The sequence below is a fragment of the Parabacteroides sp. CAG:2 genome, from assembly GCF_000436315.1.
GTDB lineage: Bacteria > Bacteroidota > Bacteroidia > Bacteroidales > Tannerellaceae > Parabacteroides > Parabacteroides distasonis.
Genome location: NZ_FR885323.1, coordinates 32,443 through 57,537, shown reverse-complemented (window position 1 = coordinate 57,537; position 25,095 = coordinate 32,443). Strand labels below are relative to the sequence as shown.

Sequence of the window (25,095 nt, the reverse complement as noted above, 5' to 3'; positions counted from 1 at the left end):
GCGACGCGTAGGGAAAAGCTATCTCCTTCGTCAGTTAGCTAGCCATCTCGCCAATAGTGGAGTAAATCCCCGAAATATATTCTTCATTAACTGTGAGCTATCCGCCTTCTATTTTTTGAAAACCAATGAAGATCTTGATTCCCTGTTTAATCTCTACTTAAAACAAATAAATCCTCAAGGTCGTATCTATCTGTTCATTGACGAAATCCAAAATGTAGAGGGATGGGAACGCTTCGCCAACTCATACTCACAAGACTATACCGCCGAATATGAGTTATTCATCAGTGGTTCCAACTCTAAAATGCTATCTGGAGAACTCGCCACGTTATTAGCCGGACGTTATGTGGAATTTGCCATCTATCCTTTTTCATACACAGAGTTTCTTGGAATCACCCAAAAAGAAAACAACAAGGTACACTACCTAGAATATATGCAAAGTAGTGGTATGCCTGAATTATACCATCTATCTCAACCAGAAGTACAAAGAAATTATATATCCGCATTAAAAGACACCGTATTACTACGTGATATCATACAAAGACAAAACATAAAAGACGCTAAGTTGCTTGAGGACATTTTTGTCTATCTGGTAAATAACGCATCTAATTTAATATCAATTCGGAATATCACCAATTATTTCAAGAGCTCGGGAAGGAAGACCAGCTATGATACGATCGCCTCCTACATTAGTTACATAGAGGACACTTTTTTGGTACATAAAGTCGAGAAATACCAAATCAAGGGAAAGGAGACCATCGCCGGGAATTGTAAGTATTACATCAATGACCTAGGTTTCAACAATTATTTATATCAAGGCTTTGGCTACGGCATTGGGTATAAACTAGAAAACCTCATTTATCTAGATTTATTAAGGGCCGGCTATCAAATATACGTAGGCAGCATAAAGAACAAAGAGGTGGATTTCGTCGCTATCAAAGGAGAGAGGGTTATCTATCTCCAATCCACTTATTTACTAATCGACAAAGAAACCATCGAACGGGAATATGCCTCGTTAGAGGCCATTGAGGATAATTACGAGAAGATCGTTGTCTCGCTCGATGATTTGCCGCTTCCTTCCAAAGAAGGAATAAAGCACGTACAAGCATGGAATTTATCCCATGCCATTCTCTAAAATCAAGGTTTGTTTTCGGATCTAGCCCTTCCTATAAGCTCACAAAAAAAGCACCTTGGCATTTTGTCAATTTGTAAACTCAACTGCCGGAGAATCACTTTTTTCGGGCAAACGTACAGCTTATCCCCAAATACGAGAAAAAATATTAGCAATCATTTGTCTTATACCGCATTAGTTAAAAACAGCCTTTTATCCTAGCGAATTTAATTCATCCTAATTCATATCCTATAGCTTATCCGGGCTATCTCATTGAGTTACGACAGGGATATAACAGGGTTACGATGCCCATTCATGAGTACTAACAACCCTATTCATGACTGTTTACGATGCCCAACGGCACTACTGGCGTTGCCAAACACGACTAGTCGCACTGCCTTTTACCGCCTATCGTGTGTAAAAAGTGGTCCTTTTGCATGAAAAAAGCTATTTATACCCCTCCGATCTCCCCTACTTCATACCTCTCTCAAAAAGGGTATGTCACGATATCCCCCTTATATCGATCAAAAAGATCGAATACCGTCCATTTCACTAACAAAACCCTTATCTACCCTTATCAACAAATAAGGGGAAACAGCGCAATACTGTCTCCCCTTGCCTTTGATCCGTTTCCATCCTCACGGAAGTACTTACGGATGAACTTTAATTTATTACTTTAGTATTAATATTAATCCATTCCCGCTTGTTCGCCCTCTCGGGGTACTTGGATAATCCGCACGGGAATGATTTTCGATTTATCTTTTCATTATTCCTTTACATGTCTTATTTAACGACAACCTTTACAGTCTCGTCGCCAACCGTTACAAGAACGATTCCGGCAGGAACAGCGATCGTAGCGTTATCGGAAGTGACAACTGTCTCTGCCAACGGCATACCCAATAAGTTGCGAACATAAGCGGTCTCGCCTTGAGCGCCTTGGATCGTTACAGAACCGGCGTTGCCTGTTACTACGATAGAAGAAGTAGCGTTGTCAATAGACTCGTTACCGGTCGGAATGATACCATCTTCAACGGTTACGACCAAAGCTTCATTTAAATTGCTAGTCAAACCGATTTTTCCATTCAAACTATACAGATACTGCGCATTAGACAAGCTTCTAATCACATAGTCACCTTCTGTAGCGGCATCTTTCAATACAATGTTGAACTTATAGTTGTTCAAGCCAGCCAAAACGCCTTTACTTGCGACAGCCGCAACAGTCACAGTCTCACCTTTCACTTGAGTAGTCAGTGTATCTGCATTCACCAAAGTAGCAGGACGGAAAATAGCTTTCACTATTTCTTCGCCTTGGTTTTTCATGATATAGTTGAAATCCTTAACCTCACTTGCGGCACCTGTGCTATAATAATAAGCAGAGTCATACGCATTGTACAAGAAGGCTCTCTCCGTCTTTTCCGCTATACCTTTGGAGATGAAGAACGAAGGTAAGTAAGTATTGACATCAGCGGTATCCAACCAGAATGTCAAGTTCTCCGCAGATGCGTCAGCCGGAGCTACCACTGCCTGCATATCCTTACCTACAGCCATGAATCCACCATTTACAGCTTGGAAAGCCGCATGACGTAACTCCCCTTTCAAGGATACCATATCCTCACGCAATAAGGAGACTGCACGATAACTGTCTTTATCAGCATAGATTGTAGAAGAATTAAACTCTACCTTTCCTGTTCCTGTATTCAAGCTAGCGACATTACCATCAGCCTTAATCATATCGGTATATTTCTTATCAGACTTCAACATGGAATAAGAACCATCCAAGTTCTGCTTGAATATAAACTTACCCATAGGAGTAGAATTAGTAACGGTAGCGATAGCAGAGGCATCAGCCTTCAAATATTTATCTGAATTAACCGGATTGAAAGCATAAGACAATACGGCTACCGTATCACCAGAAGCAACAGTCTTCACTAATTTCTTAGTGGCATCCCAATAAGCATAACCCTTAACGTTCAGGATCGTATCAGATTTAGCAGCTTTCAACTCGGCTGCACTTTTGTCAAATTTAGTGATATTCCACAAAGTAAAGCCGGCCTCTTGCTTATGAGCTTCAACCTTATCATTATCAACAACTGTCAAAAGTAAATCATCGGCGATTCGGGAATCTTGTTTCTTGAAATTCAATTTAACCGGACCATAAGCGATAGCCTCATCGGATAGATTCAAGAAACCGGCCATCGGATCAACACTCTCTACAGGGATTAATTGGATATTCTTAGCATTAATCTCGCCATGAGTTGAGGAATAAACATGCTCATTTGCTCTATTCACATATCCATATATGAATTTCGCATCTGTAACATCTGCAGGAGTATCCCATTTACCTGTACAAATCTTAGCACCATGAACAAGGATAGCGTTATTTTGATCATACAAACCTAGCTTGATCTCAACATTTGTCTCACGGTTACGGAAGATAAATGATCCATTCTCATCTACGCCAACGATTGTCCATTGAGCGATCGGAGCGTTCATCATCGTATAGTCTGATCCATCAGCTAACAAACTCCAAGTGGTAGAACCACCGGTGGTAGTCGTACTAACTCGCAAATATTTACCATACTCTGAGCTATTGTTACCACTTACCTTATCTGCTCCACTTGTGAACATGATCTGATAAACAGCTGGAGCATCAGCCTTCAATAACGATTCCGGTTTAATAATATTAGAGGCGCCAAACTGAGCTACCGTGGCACCATTTACCGAGGTTGTCGTTAAATAATTAGTGCCTGCATTCGTTACGACACCTACAGCAACATTCTGTCCAGCATCATATTTTCCATCCTTAATAACCGTAGCGGACATTGTCAAAGTATATTTACCCGGATCATTTGTAGGATATTTCTCTGTCACCGTGAACATCGCATTCTCTACCGGTAATTCATCTTTCTCAATGTCAGCATCCTTCTTCAACACATTACCACCAACTATCGTAAACTCATAACCTTGTCCAGCCTTAGGATCTAGGGCGTTAAAGCCATAATTCTTCTCCAAGTTAATCGCTATGAATGTAGAAGCCTCAAAGTCATCGGGTGTATTGATACCTTCCGCAGGTGTTGATATCGCAAAATAAGTACCAGCCTTGGGAGCCACAGTCGCCGCTAAATTGTATGCCTTTACTGTCTGGCTGAAAATATTTTCTGTCGGTTCCTTAGCGAACTTCAAAGAGAAGCCATCTCCTAGATATTGACTATTCAACTCTTTAGCAGTCATTGTATTTTCAGCGGCCTCAAACAGAACGATTTTATTATTACCACTTGCGCCAACAGCGATTCTATTTTCAGATAAAGTTAATTCATTATCCGAAGTCTTAGCCGCAGAGTTAAGCGATTGTCCCTTTCCGTCATAACTAGCATTTGAAGCAAAATAAAAATAAATAGACTTATCAGCCTTACCTGCTACCGCTTCCGTTTTTTTTGTCACCATGCTACCGCTCTTATCAAAGCTCAAATAAGCCCCGGCTTCCGGATTCTTAAATGTATAATACGTCTTACCATCCGTACCTACAGCTTTCTCTACCACCCACAGATATTGAGCAATATTCTCGTCATCAAACTTAACATTTTCCGCGGCAGCTGTTGTGGCACTTAATGTTCCATCCGTATTCTTTATTCCTAATACAAATTCTCCATCAGTTAAAGTACCATCAGCAGCAGTCATCGCTACATAATACTTCTTGCCTGATTTGAATTCATGGCCATCATCCTTCGTGCCATTTGCAGCTACAACTTTATCCGGAGATGTAGTTGTATTAATAGCAGAGACAGAGGTAAACGCCGAGGTTAGCAGGACACTAACCGCCAAAGTAAAAAACTTCTTGTTCATAATCTCTAATTTAAATATTAATAATAGTGTTAATTAAATATCTCTCAACTCTTTAATTATCCTTCGCCATACCAAAACGACTAGTCTAGACCATCGTTTAGATCTTGCGTTTTTGAAGAGGGAAAACGGGAGGTTCGTTTACGGAATCGGTTGTTTCGTAAAGGATAGGCTATCCTATTGATAAGAAAGCGAATAAGGGATAAAAAAAATAGCTCGGAAGGGTTGCAGGTATCAAAGAAACGCGTACCTTTGCAAATGACAAATTAAAACGATCGTTTAGACTAGCCGTTTTATCAGATAAATCAGTCCTTGATATTATTGGTATGTATTACTAAAGCCTATTCATATACATCATATTCTTTAATGTACGTGTACATATATAATATAATTTCCAAGAATCCTCCTCTAGGTTAACGCATACTTGATTTCGCAGGCCGTAGAAGGCTTTCCAAGTGATCAGTTATTCACTTCCCGAGCCGTTAGTTAGCGGCTATATATAGCCGCTAGTTATTCATTCGACAAGCCGTTAGTTATTCACTTCAGGAGCCAATGGCACTCTATCAAACAGCTAGGCCTCCCTACTCCGATAAACAATCGTGCCCCAAAAGACTTTGAACTCACAGAGCATGCACCGATAAGTCGGCACTAAGCAACCATTAACAGAAATAATGGCTAAAATAGGCTGGAATGACCGCACTAAATTCAAACGGAAATATATCAATTTTAATCTATTGTCATGATTTAAGGCTATCCCCCATGAATATCGGATGAGTCGGAATTTCTACTGCCTTATTGTTTTAGGAAAGTGATAAAGAGCAAAAAAAGGAGTTAAGCCATAGACTTAACTCCTTTTCTCTCAGCTTTAGTCGGGATGACTGGATTCGAACCAGCGACCACACGCCCCCCAGACGCGTACTCTAACCGGGCTGAGCTACATCCCGCTTTTATTTTACGGGTGCAAAGGTAGTTTTTTTCTGTTAAATGCCAAAACTTTCACGATAAAAATCAAGAGACTCCAAGATTTTTTCCTTGGTGACCGATTGGTTGATACGGACATCTCCTACATTTTTCAGTAAAGTGAAGTTGATGATACCGCCCTCATTCTTTTTATCATGTGTCATTAACTCATATAAGGTATCGTAGTCCGTGCAGTCAAAGAAGAGCGCCGGATAATACTCTTTTATATAATAAACGACTTGACTCAATTTCTCCATCGGGAAGCCACACAGCTTATGCGAGAGGTAAAGCTCGCTCACGATACCCGCCGCTACCGCATGACCATGCAAGATCGGACGCATTTTCAGGAAAGACAAGCTCTCGAAAGCGTGGCCGATCGTATGACCGAAATTCAATGCCTTACGAATACCTTGTTCCTTGGGATCTTCCTCTACGATCCGCTCTTTCACGGCGACCGACTGGCCTACCAAACTATTCAAATACGAATAATTCATGGTGTCGATATCAAAAAGCATGACAGACGCATAATTCTCCATCGAACTAATCAACCCGTGCTTGATCATCTCCGCATAACCGGAAAGGATATTATCGCGATCCAACGTGCGCAAGAAATCGCAATCGATGAATACACACAAGGGGGGATAAAAAGAACCGACCTCGTTCTTCAACCCATTGAAGTTTATACCCGTCTTACCGCCAACCGCAGCATCGACGGACGCCATCAAGGTCGTAGGGATATTGATCGTACGGATGCCCCGCTTGAAAGTAGCGCCGGCAAAACCACCCATATCCGTAATCATACCGCCGCCCAAATTCACCAGCAAGGAGTTACGGGAAGCCCCCTCATTCGACAAAGCTGTCCATATCTGGGCTAATGAGACAAAACCCTTATTCATATCACCCGCTTCCATCACGAGAATCGGCGCCTTTTGAAAGGCCGGTATATCCTCTACCAAGGGAAAACATTTCTCTTTGGTATTCGTATCCATAAGGATGAACAACTTATCGTATTTTAGAGAGAAGAGAAAATCTTGCAGTTCCGATTTCAGGTCCTTGCAAATAACCACTTTTTGCTCTGACATATCTTTTTTATTTAAAACCTTAGACCACAAAGGTAAAACATGTATTCCGATTATCAAAACGACATAAAAAAATTCCTTCGGATGGAATTCTTATTCGATCCGAAGGAATCTATCATTGCGTCCGAAAGAAAAGTCAATTTCTTCCGAACCGATTTTACTGTACTCCAACAGCCTCTTTCACAGCGCCAACCGCAATGGAAAGGCCCTCCATGTTCTTACCGCCGGCCGTAGCGAAATGGGGTTGTCCACCACCACCGCCTTGGATATGCTTAGCGGCCTCTTTTACGATCTTACCGGCATGCAAGCCCTCTTTCACCAAATCATCGCTTAACATAAGCATGAGCGTGCATTTGTTATCGTCTATGATACCGGCAACAAAGACAAAGCTATCGGTTGTCTCCGCCTTGATCTGGAAAGCCACGTTCTTCATAGCGTCCGCATTTGCCTTACCAACGAACTGCATAACCTTAATACCATTGCTCTCCGAAGCTTTCGCCACGATCTCCTCTTTCAAACGCATAGACTTCTCACGGATATAATCCTCGATCTGTTTCTTCATCTCGGCGTTCTCCTCGATAGACTTTTTCATCGCTTGCGCCAAATTCGGCATATGGTTCATCAACGCACGCAACTCACGGATCAGATCTTGCTGGGCATATACGAATTGCTCGGCGCCCTCGGCCGTAACCGCCTCTATACGACGGACTCCTGCGGCGATAGAGCTCTCTCCTATCACGCGCAAAGAACCGATCATACCGGTTGCCGGGATATGCGTACCACCACATAGCTCCACGGAGCTTCCGTATTTCACGACACGTACCTCATCGCCATATTTCTCACCGAACAAAGCCATAGCCCCTAGCGCCTTTGCTTCGGCGATCGGCATATTGCGATGCTCTTCCAACGGGAAGTTCGCACGGATCTTCTCTCCAACCAATATTTCCACCTTACGGATTTCCTCGTCCGTCACTTTCTGGAAATGAGAGAAGTCGAAACGTAAAGAATCAGGCGAAACATACGAACCTTTCTGCTCTACGTGCGTACCTAATACCTCACGCAACGCCTCATGCAAAAGGTGCGTGGCAGAGTGGTTACACTCACACTGGATACGCTTTTTCACGTTGATCTTCGCGGTAAATGTAGCCGTTACGTCCTTCGGTAGTTTAGTAACCAAATGAACCGGCAAATTATTCTCTCGTTTCGTATCGATCACGTCGATCTTCTCGTCGTCGGCGATCAACCAACCCGTATCACCGACCTGTCCACCCATTTCCGCATAGAACGGGGTTTGATCCAGAACGATCTGGTATAATACTTTATTCTTTTGTTTGATCTGGCGATAACGCAAGATCTCTGCCTCGCATTCGAACAAATCATAACCCACGAACTTACATTCACCGTCTTTCAGCGTGATCCAGTCGCCTGTCTCGATAGCGGCGGCGTTACGGGCACGCTCTTTCTGCTTCTGCATAGCCTTATTGAACTCCTCGATATCGGCTTCCATGCCGTTCTCACGAAGAATCAATTCCGTCAAGTCCAACGGGAATCCGTAGGTATCATATAATGTAAAGGCATCTACGCCATTCAAGACCGTCTTGCCCGCAGCCTTCGTCTCCTCCATTTTCTTATCCAGCAAACGGATACCGGTTTCCAAGGTACGAAGGAAAGATTCTTCCTCCTCCTTGATAACCTTCTCAATCAAGGTTTTCTGAGCGATCAATTCCGGATAAGCGTCGCCCATCGTCTCGATCAATACGGGCAAAAGCTTATACATAAACGCTTCCTTGCGATCCAAGAACGTATAACCGTAACGAACAGCACGCCGCAAGATACGACGGATTACATAACCGGCCTTAGCGTTGGAAGGCAACTGTCCGTCCGTGATAGCGAAAGCGATCGTACGGATGTGGTCGGCGATCACACGCATGGCGATGTCTTGCTGTTTATCCGTACCGTAAGTCGTACCCGCCATTCCCGCAATTACCTTGATAATCGGTTGGAATACGTCCGTATCATAATTTGAGGTCTTACCCTGCAATGCCATACACAGACGCTCGAATCCCATACCGGTATCGATCACCTTAGCCGGCAGCGGTTCCAAAGAACCATCGGCCTTACGGTTGAATTGCATAAATACAAGATTCCAGATCTCGATTACCTGCGGATGATCCTTATTTACCATATCGGCGCCGCTGACCGCCGCACGCTCCTCGTCCGAACGAAGATCGATATGGATCTCGGAACAGGGACCGCAAGGACCCGTATCCCCCATTTCCCAGAAGTTATCATGTTTGTTACCGTTCAGAATATGATCTTTCGGTAAATATTGCTCCCAATAACCAGCAGCTTCGTTATCACGATCTAAGCCTTCAGCGGGGCTTCCCTCGAATACGGTGGCATATAAACGCTCCGGATTCAGCTTCAATACCTCTACCAAGTATTCCCAAGCCCAGTTGATCGCCTCTTTCTTAAAATAATCTCCGAACGACCAGTTTCCGAGCATCTCAAACATCGTATGATGATAGGTATCATGTCCTACCTCCTCTAAATCGTTATGCTTACCGCTAACACGAAGACATTTCTGAGAGTCCGCGACACGAGGATACTTACGGGGCACGTTGCCCAAGATAATATCTTTAAACTGATTCATTCCCGCGTTCGTAAACATCAACGTGGGGTCACCCTTTACCACCATTGGAGCGGAAGGCACGATCTGGTGTTCCTTAGAAGCGAAGAATTGCTTGAAGGATTCACGGATTTCTTTTGCTGTCAACATAATCTATTTATATAGTTCTCGTTAATATTCTGAAAAACAATTTGCAAAAGTACTGCAAATTATTATTTTTGCGTGCATTCAGATAACAAAAAATGTAGATGAAACTCTTTAAAAGTCGCAAAACATACTATTTATACAATCCGAACACTCTCAATTATGAGCGTGTATACCCATCTAGCAAAGACCGGCTGTTCACCGTTCTCCGCCATTTAAGCACCGGAATAGCATTCGGCGTAGCCACTTTTTTCGTCATGATGCATTTGGTGGACTCTCCGATGGAATCTCAGTTACGTAAGGAGAACCGCCTATTGCAAACTCAATACGAGGTGCTTTCCCTTCGCTTAAATAACGCGTTGGACGTATTGGATGATATCCAACAGCGTGACGAGAATCTGTACCGGGCTATCTTCCAAGCTGAGTCTATACCCGAGTCCGTTCGGAAAGCCGGGTTTGGAGGGACAAACCGTTACGAGCATTTGATGAGCCTGTCCAATCCGGAGCTTGTTGTCTCCACGACCCAAAAGATGGATATGCTACGTAAGCAATTATATATCCAATCCAATTCCTTGGAAGAACTGATCTCTCTAGGAAAGAACCAAGAAGAGAGAAGTAAATGTATCCCGGCGATCCAGCCGATTTCCAATAAGGATCTGCGTCGTACCGCTTCCGGCTATGGCGTACGTATCGACCCGATTTACCGTACACCTCGTTTCCATTCCGGAATGGATTTCTCGGCTAAAGTGGGAACGGAGATCTATGCGACAGGTAATGGCGTTGTCACTTTCGCCGCTTGGAAACAGGGATACGGAAATTGTTTGATTATCGATCATGGCTACGGCTATCAGACTTTATACGGTCATATGAGTAAGTTCAAGAAACGTGTCGGACAAAAGGTTACTCGTGGAGAGGTGATTGGCGAGGTTGGAAATACCGGGAAATCTACCGGCCCTCACTTGCATTATGAGGTAATCGTACGAGGGAAGTATGATAACCCATCTAAATACTATTACATGGATCTCTCACCTGAGGAATACGACCGTATGATCCAGATTGCCGAGAATCATGGTCAGGTTATGGATTAAACTTCATTAGCAGTATGAGTCTAAAAAAGAATAAAGATCTCAAACTCTATTTTTCCATCAGCGAGGTGGCGCAGATGTTCGACGTGAACGAGTCCACCCTTCGCTTTTGGGAGAAGGAGTTCGATATCATCAATCCAAGGAAGACGAGCAAAGGTACCCGTTTTTACAAGCAGGAGGATATCGACGCGGTACGCCTCATCTACCATCTGGTTAAAGAGAGAGGGATGACCTTGGCCGGCGCACGGCAAAAACTGAAGGACAATAAAGAGACGACGATCCGGCAAGAAGAGATCGTAAACCGCCTGAAACAGATCAAAGAAGAGCTGTTAGCTATGAAAGACGCATTCGATGCTTTTGCCCCGAAAGTGTGATTATTCTGTTGATAAAACCAGAACAAAACCGTACCTTCGTCCCCAATTAAATAAAACATAAGCAAATAAAATACAAGACATGGAAATTACAGGAAAAATTATTCAAGTCCTACCGGAAGTAGGCGGTGTCAGCAAAGCCGGAAACGAATGGAAAAAACAAGAGTACGTATTAGAGACACACGATCAATATCCCAAGAAAGTATGCTTCCAGATATTCGGAGCGGATAAGATCGCTCAAGCGGCCATTCAGCCGGGCGAGGAATTGACAGTCTCTTTCGACATTGACAGCCGTGAGTACCAAGGCCGCTGGTTCACCAGTATCAACGCATGGAAAGTAGACCGTCCGATGGCGGCAGCTCCTCAAGCCGCTCCGATGGGAGTAACTCCGGATAATTTCGCTCCGGCTTCCGCTCCTACGGCTCCAGCCTCATCCGCTCCTGATTTCGGACCGGCCAATCCAATCGATGATTTGCCATTCTAAAGACTAATGGATATCGTATTACTAATTGGCGGTTTACTACTAATTTTAGTCGGGGCTAACGCCTTGACAGATGGTGCCGCCTCGGTAGCCAAACGCTTCAATATTTCCAGCTTAGTAATCGGGCTAACTATTGTGGCGTTTGGGACTTCCGCACCGGAATTAACGGTCAGTGTCGTATCCGCCTTGAAAGGAAGCTCGGATATCGCTATTGGTAATGTAGTAGGAAGCAATATATTTAACGCCTTGATGATTGTCGGCTGTACGGCCGCTATCGTACCGATCAGCGTCACGAAAGGTACGTTGAGCAAAGAGATCCCTCTTTGCGTGCTTGCCTCAATCGTATTATTTATTTGTGCGAATGACGTTTTGATCAACGGCGCATCGCACAATAGTATCAGTAGTAGCGATGGAATGTTACTATTATGCTTCTTCGCCATTTTCCTTGGCTATACATTCGCGATCGCACATAATAGAGAGGAAAATGGAGAGAGCACGATTAAAATAATGCCCATTTGGAAAGCGAGTTTATTCATCATTGGTGGATTGGCTGGTTTGATTTACGGAGGACAATTTTTCGTGGATGGAGCTTCTGGTATCGCCCGTGGACTGGGTGTTAGCGAATCTATTATCGGTTTGACTTTAGTGGCCGGAGGAACCTCTCTTCCTGAGTTAGCGACTTCCGTCGTGGCCGCATTAAAGAAGAACCCGGAGATGGCGATCGGAAATGTTATCGGTTCCAACCTCTTCAATATATTCTTCGTATTAGGTTGTAGCGCGACAATCACGCCGATGAACATACAAGGCATTACCAATCTGGATTTGGGCGTCATGATCGGTTCATGCGTATTGCTTTATATTTTTGGCCTTTTCTTCAAGAAACGGACCATCACTAGGCCGGAGGGAATCCTATTGATCGCTTGTTATATAGCTTATATAACTTATTTGATTGTCGGCTGATAAAGCTTTTATAAAACAAAAGTGTAGCGAAGCACTTCGCTACACTTAATCCGCTACACGTCCGACAGATTTAATATTCTGTATCTTCGACAAAGTCACGCACATTTTCTGGATATCTTCTACGTCATGAACTTTCATCTTTATCTTACCTTCAAACACGCCGTCTTTCGCCTCGATCAGCAAGCGCATGATGTTCACGTTGAAATCCTCGGAAATCGTTTTCGTGATCGTATTCAGTACGCCTATCGAGTCTATACCTTTCACCTCTAGCGTGGCCTCAAAAGAAGCGTTCATATGGCTGCTCCAAACCGTATTCAAGATACGTTCGCCAAAGCTACTTTTCAAGCGCATGGCGATCGGGCAGGAACGTTTATGAACTACTACATTTCCATCATCATTGATAAAACCTAAAGAGTCATCTCCCGGAATCGGCTTACAACATTCGGCAATTACATAATTACGCTCAAAAGCCTCCTCTTTCAATAAATAAGGCTTTTTCTTATCATATTTAGGCTTCTCTTTCTTGGCTTCCTCCTCTTCGGGTTGTTTCACCTTCTTGGAAGCGACACCCAACGCCTGTTTCACATACTTAAACAAGACATTATCCGTCTTCTCCTTCAACAGCTTCTTTAAATTCTCGGGCAAAACCACATCCCCCTTCTCTACCGCATAAAAGAATTCCTCGCGTTTCGAGAATCCAAAATACATGCCTAATTTATCCAGATTGGATGTACTCGCCTCAAGCTCCGAACGCTTGAAGGCATCAAGAACTTTTATCTCTCCATACTTAGCGACCTCTTTACGGACACGCTTTAATACGGCATCGATCTTCGCACGAGCCTTAGCGGTAGTCACGAAATTCAACCACTCCGGTTGCGGCTCCTGAGAGCGGGAAGTCAAGACCTCCACCTGATCTCCACTGGACAGCGGATGACTCAATGGCACCAAACGATGGTTTACCTTAGCGCCAATACATTTATTACCGATATCGGAGTGAAGCGCATAAGCGAAATCCAAGGCGGTAGCCCCTTGGGGCAATGTCTTTATATCTCCTTTCGGAGTGAAAACAAATATCTCGGAAGTAAATAAGTTCAGTTTGATCGTATCCAAGAAATCCAGCGCATTCGGGTCCGGACTCTCCAATATCTCGGTAATGGTTTGTATCCATTTATCCAATTCCGTATCCTCCTCCACGTTGGATTCCTTGTATTTCCAATGGGCAGCGAAGCCTTTCTCTGCGATATCATCCATACGGCGGCTACGGATCTGGATCTCTACCCATTGTCCATCCGGTCCCATAACGGTCAGATGAAGCGCTTGATAACCGTTCGCTTTCGGACGGCTCACCCAATCACGGATACGGTCGGGACGAATCCGGTAAATATCCGTAATAGCCGAGTAGATATCCCAACATTGGTTTTTCTCGTCCACACCGGGAAGCGGGTCAAAAATAATGCGGACCGCATAAATATCATAAATATCCTCGAAAGCGACACCCTTGCTTTCCATCTTATTCCAAATGGAATAGACCGATTTCACACGGGCACGCATCTCATACTGAAGTCCCATCGATTTCAGCTTCTCGTCCACAGGGGCGGCGAAACGTTCGAATAATTTATTACGGCTCTCTTCTGTCGCTTTCAACTTAGCGCTGATGAAGTCATATTCTTGCGGATGCTCATATTTAAAACTCAAATCCTCCAGTTCCGTCTTGATCGAGAAGAGACCCAGACGATGCGCCAGAGGAGCATACAGATAAAGAGTCTCACCCGCGATCTTAAATTGCTTGGCGGGAAGCATGGAACCCAAAGTCCTCATATTATGAAGACGGTCTGCGATCTTGATTAGAATCACCCGTATATCGTCACTCATAGTCAGCAGCAACTTACGGAAGTTCTCGGCTTGAGCCGAGGCCTGTTCCCCAAAAATGCCACCGGATATCTTCGTCAAGCCATCCACGATCTGGGCGATCTTGTCTCCGAACATATCCCGGATATCCTCCACCGTATACTCGGTATCTTCCACGACATCATGCAATAACGCAGAGCAAATAGAGGTAGAGCCCAAACCCATCTCCCGGCATACGATACGAGCCACGGCGATAGGATGCATTATATAAGGTTCGCCGGAACGCCGTTTCACTCCGGCGTGCGCTTGATTGGCGAAATTAAAAGCTTTCGTGATTCGTTCGACCTTACGGCGGTGGTTTGACTTCAAATAATCGTTCAACAACGCATTGAACCCATCTTGTATCATCTGTTCGTCCGCAGAGAGAACGGACGCAGCCTCGCCCGTTTCTTTTATATCTTTTGTGTCCTTTGTATCGTCCATGGTTTTACACCTCCCATTTTTATACTGTATAGCCACAAATATATACAAATATTTGGAAGGAAACCCTAACAAAAGACAAAAATAGAATATCTACTGCTTAAATATGGATCCCATAGTCGTGTTTAACCTCGTCCATGACAAAAGTACTTCTCAACGAGCCCAAACTATCGATCGTTCCTAACACATTTAAAATAAACTCTTGATAATATTTCATATTGGGAGCGTGTATCTTCAATAAGTAATCATAATCGCCTGAAATATTATAGCACTCCGTTACCTCGGGGATTTCTTGAATAATCCGGGTAAACTCAAAAGCTATATCCTTATTCAGCCGAACCAATTTCACGCTACAAAAGACAACAAAGCCTTGATTCAGCTTCTCCGCATCTAGTACCGCTATATACTTCTTTATATATCCACTATTCTCAAGACGTTTTAAACGCTCGAACACCGGGGTTGACGAGAGACTGACCCTTGCCGCCAACTCTTTCGTAGTCAACCGGGCATTATCTTGTAACGTTCGGAGGATTTGCAGATCCACCTTGTCTAACTTATCTGAAACATTCATAAGAAAAAAATTCTATCGGATTGATTCCCCAGCGTCCTTCGCCGAAGATGTATTCTATTTATAGCCCTAAAAATAGTATTATTTTCTATATTCTCAACGAATCTTGTCCAAAAAGCACACACATCATACATTTGCCAACAGAATAAGAACTAAATAAACAAGATGACTATGGCAACAAAGAAGTTACATTTCGAGACATTACAACTTCATGTAGGACAAGAACAACCGGATCCCGCAACCGACGCACGTGCAGTACCCATTTATCAAACAACTTCCTATGTATTCCATAACGCACAACATGCGGCAGACCGTTTCGGCCTACGTGACGCAGGGAATATTTACGGACGTTTGACAAACTCCACGCAAGGCGTTTTCGAGGCACGTGTAGCTGCCTTAGAAGGAGGTGTGGCAGGTTTGGCCGTGGCTTCAGGAGCAGCGGCTGTCACCTATGCGTTACAGAACATAGTGAGGGCAGGAGATCATATTATCGCGGCCGATAATTTGTATGGCGGTTCCTTCAACCTGATCACCCATACACTGGCCTCCCAAGGCATTACTAATACGATTATCAATGTAAATGACCTAAACGCATTAGAAGCAGCCATCCGGGAAAACACGAAAGCCATTTATGTAGAGACATTCGGGAATCCTAACTCTGACGTAACGAATCTGGATGCGGTAGCGGAAGTCGCTCACCGATACCATGTTCCATTAATCGTAGACAATACGTTCGGAACCCCCTACTTGATTCGTCCGATCGAACATGGAGCTGACATTGTCATCCATTCCGCCACAAAGTTCATAGGAGGACACGGCAGTAGCCTAGGAGGTGTAATTGTAGACGGAGGTACTTTCGACTGGAAGGCGAATGCAGATAAGTTCCCTACATTAGCTAAACCAGACCCAAGTTATCATGGAGCCATATTTGCGGACGTAGCAGGTTCCGCCGCCTTTGTCACCCGTATCCGTGCGGTCATTCTTCGCGATACCGGGGCAACGATCTCTCCTTTCAATGCTTTTATATTGTTGCAAGGATTAGAGACCTTATCCCTACGCGTGGAGCGCCATGTAGCAAACGCATTGAAAGTCGTGGATTATTTATCAAAACATCCGAAAGTAGAAAAAGTGAATCATCCATCACTTCCTACCCATCCGGACCATGAACTTTACAATAAATATTTCCCGAATGGTGCCGGCAGTATCTTCACCTTCGAGATCAAAGGCGGGCAGGAAGCCGCTTGGAAATTCATCGACTCACTGGAGATATTTTCCCTACTAGCGAATGTCGCCGATGTAAAGAGCCTTGTCATTCATCCATACACGACCACTCATTCCCAGATGAGCCCGGAAGAACTTGCCCAACAGCACATAACACCATCCACCGTACGCTTGAGCATCGGAACCGAATATATAGATGATATTATAGATGATCTGGATCAAGCTTTCGCTAAAATCTGATAGCGCACTTCCAAAAGGAAAAGGACAGAAGCAAAGAAGGCGATCCCTGTTCGACACAAGGATCGCCTTTCTAATCAACATCACATCGAGCCAAGGTTACACTCATTTATTCTCAGCCAAATAGATATCCGTAAATGTCACAGCTCCGGTTAATCGGTTATTGTTGTTAGTTACATTTAACAATATGACATACTTGCGATACTGATCGGCAGTCAACGCCTCTTTCATCAGCTTCAAATTGCCGTACACGGCTTTTTGCAATCGTTCATCCTGACGCTTCAGGTCTTTGCTCAAACTCTTTCTTTGTTCTTGTACAAAATAATCATTAATGTTAAGTACCTCCTCCATTTGGTAAGGAGCCAATCCTAGATAAGAACTCAATCGGCTAAACTCTACCGCAAACGGTTCTTTATTCCCATATTCATTCACACATTGCGCTTTCGCAAAATTCATTGTAGCACTCATTCCCAAAACCGCTACCGCCATAATTAACTTTCTCATAATACCTACAATTTACCTATTACAAAACCATTTACAAAACAAACACTCATTTTAGAGAAGATAGCCTAAACATTCTTTTGTTTCGGACTAATCCTTTTTTACAAACCTATTAACCTATCTAATGTGTATGATAAAACTCGGATTAACATCAAAATTTCAACTTACATCTTATTGATGTATCTCCTTGTTTATATTGCAAAGATGAAGAATTATCGGATAGGAAGTTTCCGATTGTTGACGAAAAGGAAAAAATGGGGATTGAACACGAAAAGGGCAAAAAAATACCGGCTTTAAGAGAACCGGCATTTCTATTTAATTATTATTCCAGACTTACTATCCAAGACTTAAACTCGGATGCTTTATTTTTACTAATATATATACGCTCAGGCACTTCTATATCCAAAGTAACGAGCAAACGGCTATCAAACCAAATTGTTATGTCCTTCACGCTATCACGAGAAATGATGAATTGTTTATTCGCACGAATAAAATCAGCAGGACTTAAAGAAGAAATTATCTGTTCCAATGTTTTAGCATATGGATACGAATTACCACTCTTTAAATAAACATATGTATTCTTATCAGCCGTATAGAAACAAGACACATCTTTCAAGCTAATAGGCAACAATTTATCCTTAATAGGAATCAGTAGTTTATCCTTGTATTTAGGAGTAGTAGACAACTGTGTTAATTGGGATAAATAATGGATGATATCTTGATGATTCCATCGGCTAAACTTATCTAAGGCCCTTTTCAATTCTTCCGACTTAATCGGCTTCAAGATATAGTCTATGCTGTTTACTTTGAAAGCGTCGATCGCATATTGATCGTACGCCGTAGTAAAGATAATCGGTGCCTCCACCTCTATCTGGTCAAAAATAGCGAAAGCGGAACCGTCCGATAAATGAATATCCATAAAAATCAAATCCGGCCTCGGATTGGCTTGCAGCCAACGTACCGTTTGCTGGACACTCTCCGTATTTCCCATGATCTCAAGCGTGGGATCTATTGTAACCAACATATCCGCTAAGTTCTCATAGGCGGCGGTCTCGTCCTCTACGATCAGTATTCTCATATAGCATCATTTTAGGGGTAGGTATACCTGAAACTCATCCTCATCAGATTCTACCCGTATTTGTTTATTCATTAATAGCAAGAAACGATTCTCCAGATTCTTAAGCCCGGTTCCATTCGTATCCGGTAAGGTCAATTTCGGATAGATTGGATTAGAAACAACCAGTTCCATTCGCTCGTTCAGCCGGATCAAGATATCCATCCGGTGCTCGCTGTCTATAATATTATGTACCGTCACGTTCTCTACCAACGGAAGCAAAGATAATACGGGAATTCGCAAGTTCCGCTTATCTTCGGGAACTTCGATCGTAAAAGTAAGCTTATTGGCGAAACGGACTACCATTACATGCTGAAAAGCCTCTATAAACGCAAGCTCCTCCGACAGTGGTACCAAATTCTTTTTATCACTCTGAAGGATATAACGGAATATATCGGACAATTTCGTAACATACAACAAGGTATTCTCATCGTTTTTCTTCCGTATCAAGGAGGAGATTCCATTCAATGAATTGAAAAAGAAATGCGGATTGATCTGGTTCACCAATGCATCGCAGCGGCTCTGCAAATTCTCGACACGCAGATTCTCGATCAATTGATCCTTTTCCCGTTGATTGTGATATAGCATTTGTATATAGCCGATCAAGGTACATAACAACGCCAACACGATAAACTGGAAGATAATGATACTCAAAAAACGATCATAACTAATAGTCAGGAAGGAGATCAATTTATAGACAACAAAGCCTCCGGAAACGTACAGGGCATTCCAGAGCAACCGCTCGAAGAAGGAGGTACAATCCTCATGCCTCAAGTTACTTTTCAGCAAAAACCAAATAAGTCCCCAGAAGTAAAGAAAACGGAACCCAAAGAAGAGTAAAAATCCTTGATGATCGTTCGGAGCCAGATAGCTCATGTCACAAAAGATCCATGCCAAATTCGGGTAGGCGATAAACACCGCGCAAACCAAACTGACCAACCAAGGTTTAGCCTTGACCACTGATATCTTTTCATCCAATGAACCCATACGATTGTATCTTTTTTCGTATACAAAGGAATAAAAAATCATTCACATCCTTCTCCAGTGCAGGAAGAAAGCGAAAAAAAAGAGTTAAAGACGAATTATCCCCGAATGATCATCCTACCGGTATCTTCAGTACTTGACCCGGACGGATATCCGGACTTGACAGCCCATTCACCTTTTGTAAGGAAGAGGCGGTAACCCCAGGGTATTTCTTGGAAATCGAATAAAGCGAATCTCCCGATTTAACCTTATAAGAGACAAAATCTTTATTAGCGGAAGCGATCTGTTTTGTAGCGGCGGAAGCCGACTTTTTCGTTGTTGTCGCAGTTGATTTCGCAGTCACGGTAGTTGATTTCACCGGAGTCTTGGTAGCCGAGGCAAAAGCGACACCCCCATTATCTACATATAATCTTAACCGTTTTCCTTTCGCTACCCGGTTGGAGCCTAGCCCGTTCCATTTACGGATATCTTTCGCTGTCACTCCATAGCGATTAGCGATCGTATAAAGATTCTCACCACTCAATACCACGTGGGTGATTTTTTCCCGGGTCGCACCACTTGGTAAAGAGCCATTAGAGTTATTCGCAGAAATGCAATTCGCCAACAGTTCCTCGATCCGATGCGTATAGACCGTATCTTCTTTATCGATAAAAGCATAGGTTTCCGCCGCAGGTAGTTTCAAAACCGAAGGGCGGGTATTACCCGGAACGATGTCTCTTTTATATTGTGGATTTAACGCACGCAACGTCTCAATATCTACTTGCAATAGATCCGATACCTGCTGCAAATGTAGGGCATTATTCACCATGACCGTATCCGTGGCTAGCGGCAAGCTGGTTTGCATCGGACAGATGTTATGCTCGCAATAATAATTCATGACGTAATTGGCGGCGATAAATAAGGGGACGTATGAACGAGTCTCTTTCGGTAAATAAGGGAAGATATCCCAGAAGTCCGTCTTGCCCCCCGAACGACGGATCGCTTTATTCACGTTGCCCGGCCCGCAGTTATAAGATGCCAACACTAAATTCCAATCCCCATAGATAGCGTACATATCCTTGAAATACTTACAAGCGGCCTCGGTCGCTTTCAAGGGGTCCCGGCGCTCGTCCACCAAGCTATTAATCTCCAAGCCATAGCTCTTACCCGTAGGAAGCATGAATTGCCATAAACCACAAGCGCCCACACGAGAGAGGGCTACCGGATTCAAGGCACTTTCCACGACGGCGAGATATTTCAATTCAATAGGCAGGTCATGCTCATCCAACACCTGCTCGATTATCGGAAAATAAAAGTCCGCCATCCCCAGCATATAACGCACTAAATTTCGTTTACGCTCCGCATATAAGTCAATACAATCACGCACTATATTATTATAGGGCAAAGCGATCACGCTGGGAAGCCTAGACAGGCGGTCGATATAGACCGAATCCGGGAAATAGACATTCTCGTCGTCATCATGGCAAAAGTCCTCTCTTTTTGAGAAATATTGCACATGCCAAGTACGGAGCAAACTATCCACGTTCGCATCCAAGCTTTCCGGAATCAATCCGACCTCAGACTCCAGCGAGCTTAAGGTATCTTTTTCCTCAATTCGGGTCTCTTCCTGCGCATAGACCAATGAGACCAAACAATTTAAACAAATGAGTGCTAGCAGGTATCTTTTCATGTATATCAGAATTTTAGACTGCAATTTAATCCGTAAGTACGAGGCGTGACACTCGTCTTCGGACTAACAACCGGCTCCAAATGCAAGGATAAATCCGGTGATATATCAAAATCGAATAACTGGGCATCCACGTAGGCATCCACGATACTCAACGCATACACCCCGACCGTAATAATTATACTCAAGTCTCTATATCGACGAAAATAATCCTTCTGTCTTTTCAATTGATCCTTGAAATTTGAATTATTAATCGCATCCTCAGGAGCCATGGAAGTCAAGTCTTGCCAACTTTTACTCCAAGCATCCGGATTTTCCAGATTCTTAGCGGCATCATACATGATATCCTTATAAGCCGTCGAATAATCCTTATAGTTCTTGTTGTTCCAAGTCACGGCATACATACATCCCATCAAGCCACCGTAAACGATCGGTAATTTCCAATATTTCCGGTTATAGATCTGTCCCAGACCCGGTACCAAGGCGAACAAGACCGCTTTTGTCGGATTCGGCTTAAAAGCCAGCTTCATCTTCACTTCCGGTACACCCACCGAATCGGCCGCCATCAAGACGGCTTGCACGGTAGAATCCGGGGCAGCTACCTCCACGGAATCGGAAACTATAGCAGGAACGGCTTTCTCCGTCTTATCCTCCTGTGCGTTACCCATCCCGGCATAGCACATGAATCCGATCAAAAGGAGTATGATTCGATTTCTCATTTCAATTTATCCAGTAACCCGATCAATTGCTCCAACTCTTCTTCCGTGGCGAAAGGAATCGTAATTTTACCTTTTCCCTTCTCATTGCAAGTCAACTGGACTTTCGTATTGAAGTAACGGGACAAATGATCTTTCAGCAATTTAAACTCTTCCGGAAGTATCGGCTTACGATCCGATTTTTTCTTTTCCGGCAATTCCGGTTGTATTCCCTCGGCTATATTACGCACCATCTCCTCCACGTTACGAACGGAGAGTCCTTGAGCCAATATCTGCTCATATAAAGCTAATTGAACCTCCGGATCATCCACCGGGATCAATGCCCGGGCATGTCCCATATCGATCTTCTTGTCCTTCAATCCTACTTGGATCTCGGCGGGAAGTTTCAATAAACGAAGGTAATTAGCGATCGTAGCACGTTTCTTTCCAACCCTTTCGCTCAGCCCCTCTTGGGTCAAGCCGTAATTATCGATTAATTTTTGATAAGCTAACGCGATTTCGATAGAGTTCAAGTCCTCTCGTTGGATATTCTCTATCAAAGCCATCTCCACCACGTTTTCGTCGGCCGCCGTCTTAATATAAGCGGGAATACGCTCCAAACCTGCTTTTAGCGACGCACGATAACGGCGTTCGCCAGAGATGATCATATATTGCTCGGGGCCGATTTCCTTCAACGTAATCGGCTGTATCACGCCTAACGAGCGGATAGAGGTAGCCAACTCCTCCAAGGTCTCTTCCTCAAAGATGGATCGAGGTTGTTCCGGATTAGGCTGGATCTTGCTTAACTCGATCTCACTAATAGACGATGAACCACCTGTCTTCAGGTCATCCATCGTAATTAACGCGTCTAATCCACGGCCTAACGCCGATCTTTTTAATGCTGCCATAATCCTTTATTTTTTTCAACAATCTCCTGTGCCAACTGCATATGGTTGATAGATCCTTTCGAATCCGCGTCATACAATAAGACAGGTTTACCGTAACTGGAAGCCTCGCTCAACTTCACGTTTCGTTGGATCACGGTAGTAAATACCAAATCACGGAACGGACGTTTCACTTCCTCATAAATCTGGTTCGCCAAACGCAGGCGGGAATCATACATAGTCAAGAGGAATCCCTCTATCTCCAGTGCCGGGTTCAGCTTTGATTTGATAATCTTGATCGTGTTCAACAGCTTACTGATACCTTCCAAGGCGAAATACTCGCATTGTACCGGGATGATCACCGAATCGGCGGCTGTCAAGGCATTCACGGTTATCAATCCCAAAGAAGGAGAGCAGTCGATCAGGATAAAATCGTACTTCTCTTTCAGCGGTGTCAATATCTGCTTCAAGATCCGTTCACGATTCTCCAAGTTTAGCATCTCGATCTCCGCTCCCACCAAATCGATATGAGAGGGGATGATATCCAGTCCTTCCACTTCAGTCTGTGTGATAGCGCCGCTCGCATCCTCACCGTTCACCAGACATTCATAGATAGAAAGTTCTACATTACGTATGTCCACACCCAGACCGGATGAGGCATTCGCCTGCGGATCAGCGTCTACGACCAGCACCTTTTTCTCAAGAGCGGCCAATGACGCAGCCAGATTAATCGTGGTGGTTGTCTTCCCGACTCCACCTTTCTGATTTGCTAAAGCGATAATCTTTCCCATACTATACCTAATTAATTCGAGGGCAAAACTAAACATTAAAAACTGAACCAAACAGGGTTCAATCAAAACAATGCTTGTTTTGTTGATAAATCGCCCTAACTGTTGATAACTCGCAAATATAAGCAGAATAAATCAAATAGGGGGTTATAAGGCTGGTATATAGGTGTTTTTTTGGAAATGATAACGAAGTTTTAAGTTACATACAGACCCATCCCATCCTCCGGGCAATGTCTTGGAATATATTTTTATCGCAGGAAGGAACCTTTATCGTATAGATCTCAGACCGTGATTCCACATGAAAATATCCCTTTTCCGGAAGCCTTTCCTCCGGCAAGGCCTTTCCCTCAAAAGACTGTAGCTCATAATGATTATCATTATAAGACACATTGAAATATTCATTGTCATTCTCCGGATTCAGATAAAGAGTCCTTAAATCGATCCTTCCTCCCCAATAATCATCCAGCCTAGAGGATGAAATCTTAATACCCGTATACCTGCATCCAGCCCCATCATCGAAAAGCAGGCATAAGTATTGCGTACCAAAAGAATCTTTAGCCACAAGGATTTGAGGCACACCATAAAACTCTAGGATCCTATCTAAAAACAAATTAGTCATAACATCATTACCTTTGCCTTATTTACATCAAAACAATAAGATCGCCACCAAGAATAATGAGCCACACCGAATGTCTTTTTAATCATGCCATCTTCTTTGCGAGAAGAAATCCAATGATTTCACAGGATCTCCTTCCGCAATTCTATAAAATACCCCACTACACGCCATAGCATCCGAAGGTGGACATAAGTCCGGTAGCTCCTCAAACCATTTCCTTTCTTCCATGATATCGCAAATATAAGCAGAATAAACAATATACCATATCAAGAATTCCATAAATATGACTAACGAGAAACCATAGCTAAACCACGTTTACCATTTTGACAATTTGTAATATCAAGTCCCGGAGAATCGATTTTTCCGGGCTGATGGACAGTTCATTCTCAAATACGAGAAAAAATTTCAGCAATCATTTACATGACAGCGTCTTATCGAAAAACGGCCTTTCATTCTAGCGGAATTCATTCATTGTAATTCATATTTAGTGGGTTGCTTGAGGGGGTTTATGGGGTTAGAACTGGGTCGTAACAAGGTTATGATGCCCATCCACAAGTATCAACAACCCTATTCTTGACTATTCACGATGCCCATCGGCACTACCGGCGTTGCCCAACGCGACCTATCGCATAGGCTTTCACCACTTATCACGTACAAAAAGGGGGCTTTTTCAATGAAAAATGCCGTTTACAGTCATCCAGCCTCTGCTATTTTACGCTCTCCACCGAAAAGGGATGTCACACATATAGACATTTATCTATCAAAAAGAAAGAATAACAGGGCAGTAGAGCCTAGAACCTGCACGAGTAGTCCTTACAATCCACGCCGGTAGTCGC

19 protein-coding genes and 1 tRNA gene are annotated in these 25,095 nt (G+C 43.5%); 6 read left to right on the top strand and 14 right to left on the bottom strand.

Features of this window, described 5'->3' with window-relative positions:
- The coding region (locus QVP94_RS15675; protein ID WP_288213297.1) for an ATP-binding protein at positions 1-1,132 on the top strand (1,132 nt) is incomplete at its 5' end.
- 759 nt (positions 1,133-1,891) lie between these two features.
- On the opposite strand, the gene QVP94_RS15670 is transcribed toward QVP94_RS15675, so the two are convergent.
- The 4 genes from QVP94_RS15670 to alaS form a co-directional block, all read right to left on the bottom strand.
- Positions 1,892-4,951, bottom strand: coding sequence for a DUF6383 domain-containing protein (locus QVP94_RS15670; RefSeq protein ID WP_022192951.1), 3,060 nt, complete (start codon positions 4,949-4,951; stop codon positions 1,892-1,894).
- A gap of 866 nt (positions 4,952-5,817) precedes the next feature.
- A tRNA-Pro gene (locus tag QVP94_RS15665) sits at positions 5,818-5,892 on the bottom strand.
- 36 nt (positions 5,893-5,928) lie between these two features.
- Entirely contained in the window at positions 5,929-6,990 is a 1,062-nt protein-coding gene (aroB, locus tag QVP94_RS15660) for a 3-dehydroquinate synthase (protein WP_022192950.1), read from the bottom strand.
- A gap of 154 nt (positions 6,991-7,144) precedes the next feature.
- Entirely contained in the window at positions 7,145-9,766 is a 2,622-nt protein-coding gene (gene alaS, locus QVP94_RS15655) for an alanine--tRNA ligase (protein ID WP_005861281.1), read from the bottom strand.
- A gap of 98 nt (positions 9,767-9,864) precedes the next feature.
- Here alaS and QVP94_RS15650 point away from each other — a divergent pair, with 98 nt between their 5' ends.
- The 4 genes from QVP94_RS15650 to QVP94_RS15635 all read left to right on the top strand — a co-directional run bounded on the left by QVP94_RS15650 (position 9,865) and on the right by QVP94_RS15635 (position 12,657).
- Positions 9,865-10,848, top strand: a complete 984-nt coding sequence (locus tag QVP94_RS15650) for a M23 family metallopeptidase (protein WP_005861279.1) — start codon at positions 9,865-9,867, stop codon at positions 10,846-10,848.
- A 14-nt stretch (positions 10,849-10,862) separates the two neighbouring features.
- Entirely contained in the window at positions 10,863-11,219 is a 357-nt protein-coding gene (locus QVP94_RS15645) for a MerR family transcriptional regulator (protein WP_005861277.1), read from the top strand.
- 79 nt (positions 11,220-11,298) lie between these two features.
- Positions 11,299-11,700, top strand: coding sequence for a DUF3127 domain-containing protein (locus QVP94_RS15640; RefSeq protein ID WP_005861275.1), 402 nt, complete (start codon positions 11,299-11,301; stop codon positions 11,698-11,700).
- 6 nt (positions 11,701-11,706) lie between these two features.
- Entirely contained in the window at positions 11,707-12,657 is a 951-nt protein-coding gene (locus QVP94_RS15635; protein ID WP_005861273.1) for a calcium/sodium antiporter, read from the top strand.
- Between the two features lie 45 nt (positions 12,658-12,702).
- On the opposite strand, the gene QVP94_RS15630 is transcribed toward QVP94_RS15635, so the two are convergent.
- Positions 12,703-14,988, bottom strand: a complete 2,286-nt coding sequence (locus QVP94_RS15630) for a RelA/SpoT family protein (RefSeq protein ID WP_005861271.1) — start codon at positions 14,986-14,988, stop codon at positions 12,703-12,705.
- A 97-nt stretch (positions 14,989-15,085) separates the two neighbouring features.
- Positions 15,086-15,556, bottom strand: coding sequence for an Lrp/AsnC family transcriptional regulator (locus QVP94_RS15625; RefSeq protein ID WP_005861270.1), 471 nt, complete (start codon positions 15,554-15,556; stop codon positions 15,086-15,088).
- Between the two features lie 168 nt (positions 15,557-15,724).
- Between QVP94_RS15625 and QVP94_RS15620 the strand changes: the two genes are divergently transcribed.
- Positions 15,725-17,014 (top strand): O-acetylhomoserine aminocarboxypropyltransferase/cysteine synthase family protein, encoded by a 1,290-nt coding sequence (locus tag QVP94_RS15620; protein WP_005861268.1) that lies wholly within the window; start codon positions 15,725-15,727, stop codon positions 17,012-17,014.
- Positions 17,015-17,116: 102 nt separating this feature from the next.
- Here QVP94_RS15620 and QVP94_RS15615 read toward each other — a convergent pair whose 3' ends face one another.
- The 8 genes from QVP94_RS15615 to QVP94_RS15580 all read right to left on the bottom strand — a co-directional run bounded on the left by QVP94_RS15615 (position 17,117) and on the right by QVP94_RS15580 (position 24,262).
- A complete protein-coding gene (locus tag QVP94_RS15615) occupies positions 17,117-17,515 on the bottom strand; it encodes a hypothetical protein (RefSeq protein WP_005861266.1) in 399 nt (132 codons plus the stop codon).
- 319 nt (positions 17,516-17,834) lie between these two features.
- Positions 17,835-18,590: a LytR/AlgR family response regulator transcription factor gene (locus QVP94_RS15610; RefSeq protein ID WP_005861264.1), complete on the bottom strand. Its 756-nt coding sequence runs from the start codon at positions 18,588-18,590 to the stop codon at positions 17,835-17,837.
- Between the two features lie 6 nt (positions 18,591-18,596).
- Positions 18,597-19,655 carry a sensor histidine kinase gene (locus QVP94_RS15605; RefSeq protein WP_008780692.1) on the bottom strand — a complete coding sequence of 353 codons (1,059 nt, stop codon included), beginning with the start codon at positions 19,653-19,655 and terminating at the stop codon, positions 18,597-18,599.
- 67 nt (positions 19,656-19,722) lie between these two features.
- Positions 19,723-21,279 (bottom strand): lytic transglycosylase domain-containing protein, encoded by a 1,557-nt coding sequence (locus tag QVP94_RS15600; RefSeq protein ID WP_005861261.1) that lies wholly within the window; start codon positions 21,277-21,279, stop codon positions 19,723-19,725.
- A 5-nt stretch (positions 21,280-21,284) separates the two neighbouring features.
- Positions 21,285-21,995 (bottom strand): DUF5683 domain-containing protein, encoded by a 711-nt coding sequence (locus tag QVP94_RS15595; protein WP_005866821.1) that lies wholly within the window; start codon positions 21,993-21,995, stop codon positions 21,285-21,287.
- Positions 21,992-22,879, bottom strand: a complete 888-nt coding sequence (locus tag QVP94_RS15590; RefSeq protein WP_005861256.1) for a ParB/RepB/Spo0J family partition protein — start codon at positions 22,877-22,879, stop codon at positions 21,992-21,994. Before QVP94_RS15590 ends, QVP94_RS15595 begins: the two co-directional genes overlap by 4 nt.
- Complete coding sequence (locus tag QVP94_RS15585; RefSeq protein ID WP_005861254.1) at positions 22,867-23,646, bottom strand: ParA family protein; 780 nt, start codon at positions 23,644-23,646, stop codon at positions 22,867-22,869. The genes QVP94_RS15590 and QVP94_RS15585 overlap by 13 nt, the downstream gene beginning before the upstream one ends.
- A gap of 196 nt (positions 23,647-23,842) precedes the next feature.
- Entirely contained in the window at positions 23,843-24,262 is a 420-nt protein-coding gene (locus tag QVP94_RS15580) for a DUF6575 domain-containing protein (protein WP_005861253.1), read from the bottom strand.
- Positions 24,263-25,095 lie beyond the last annotated feature (833 nt).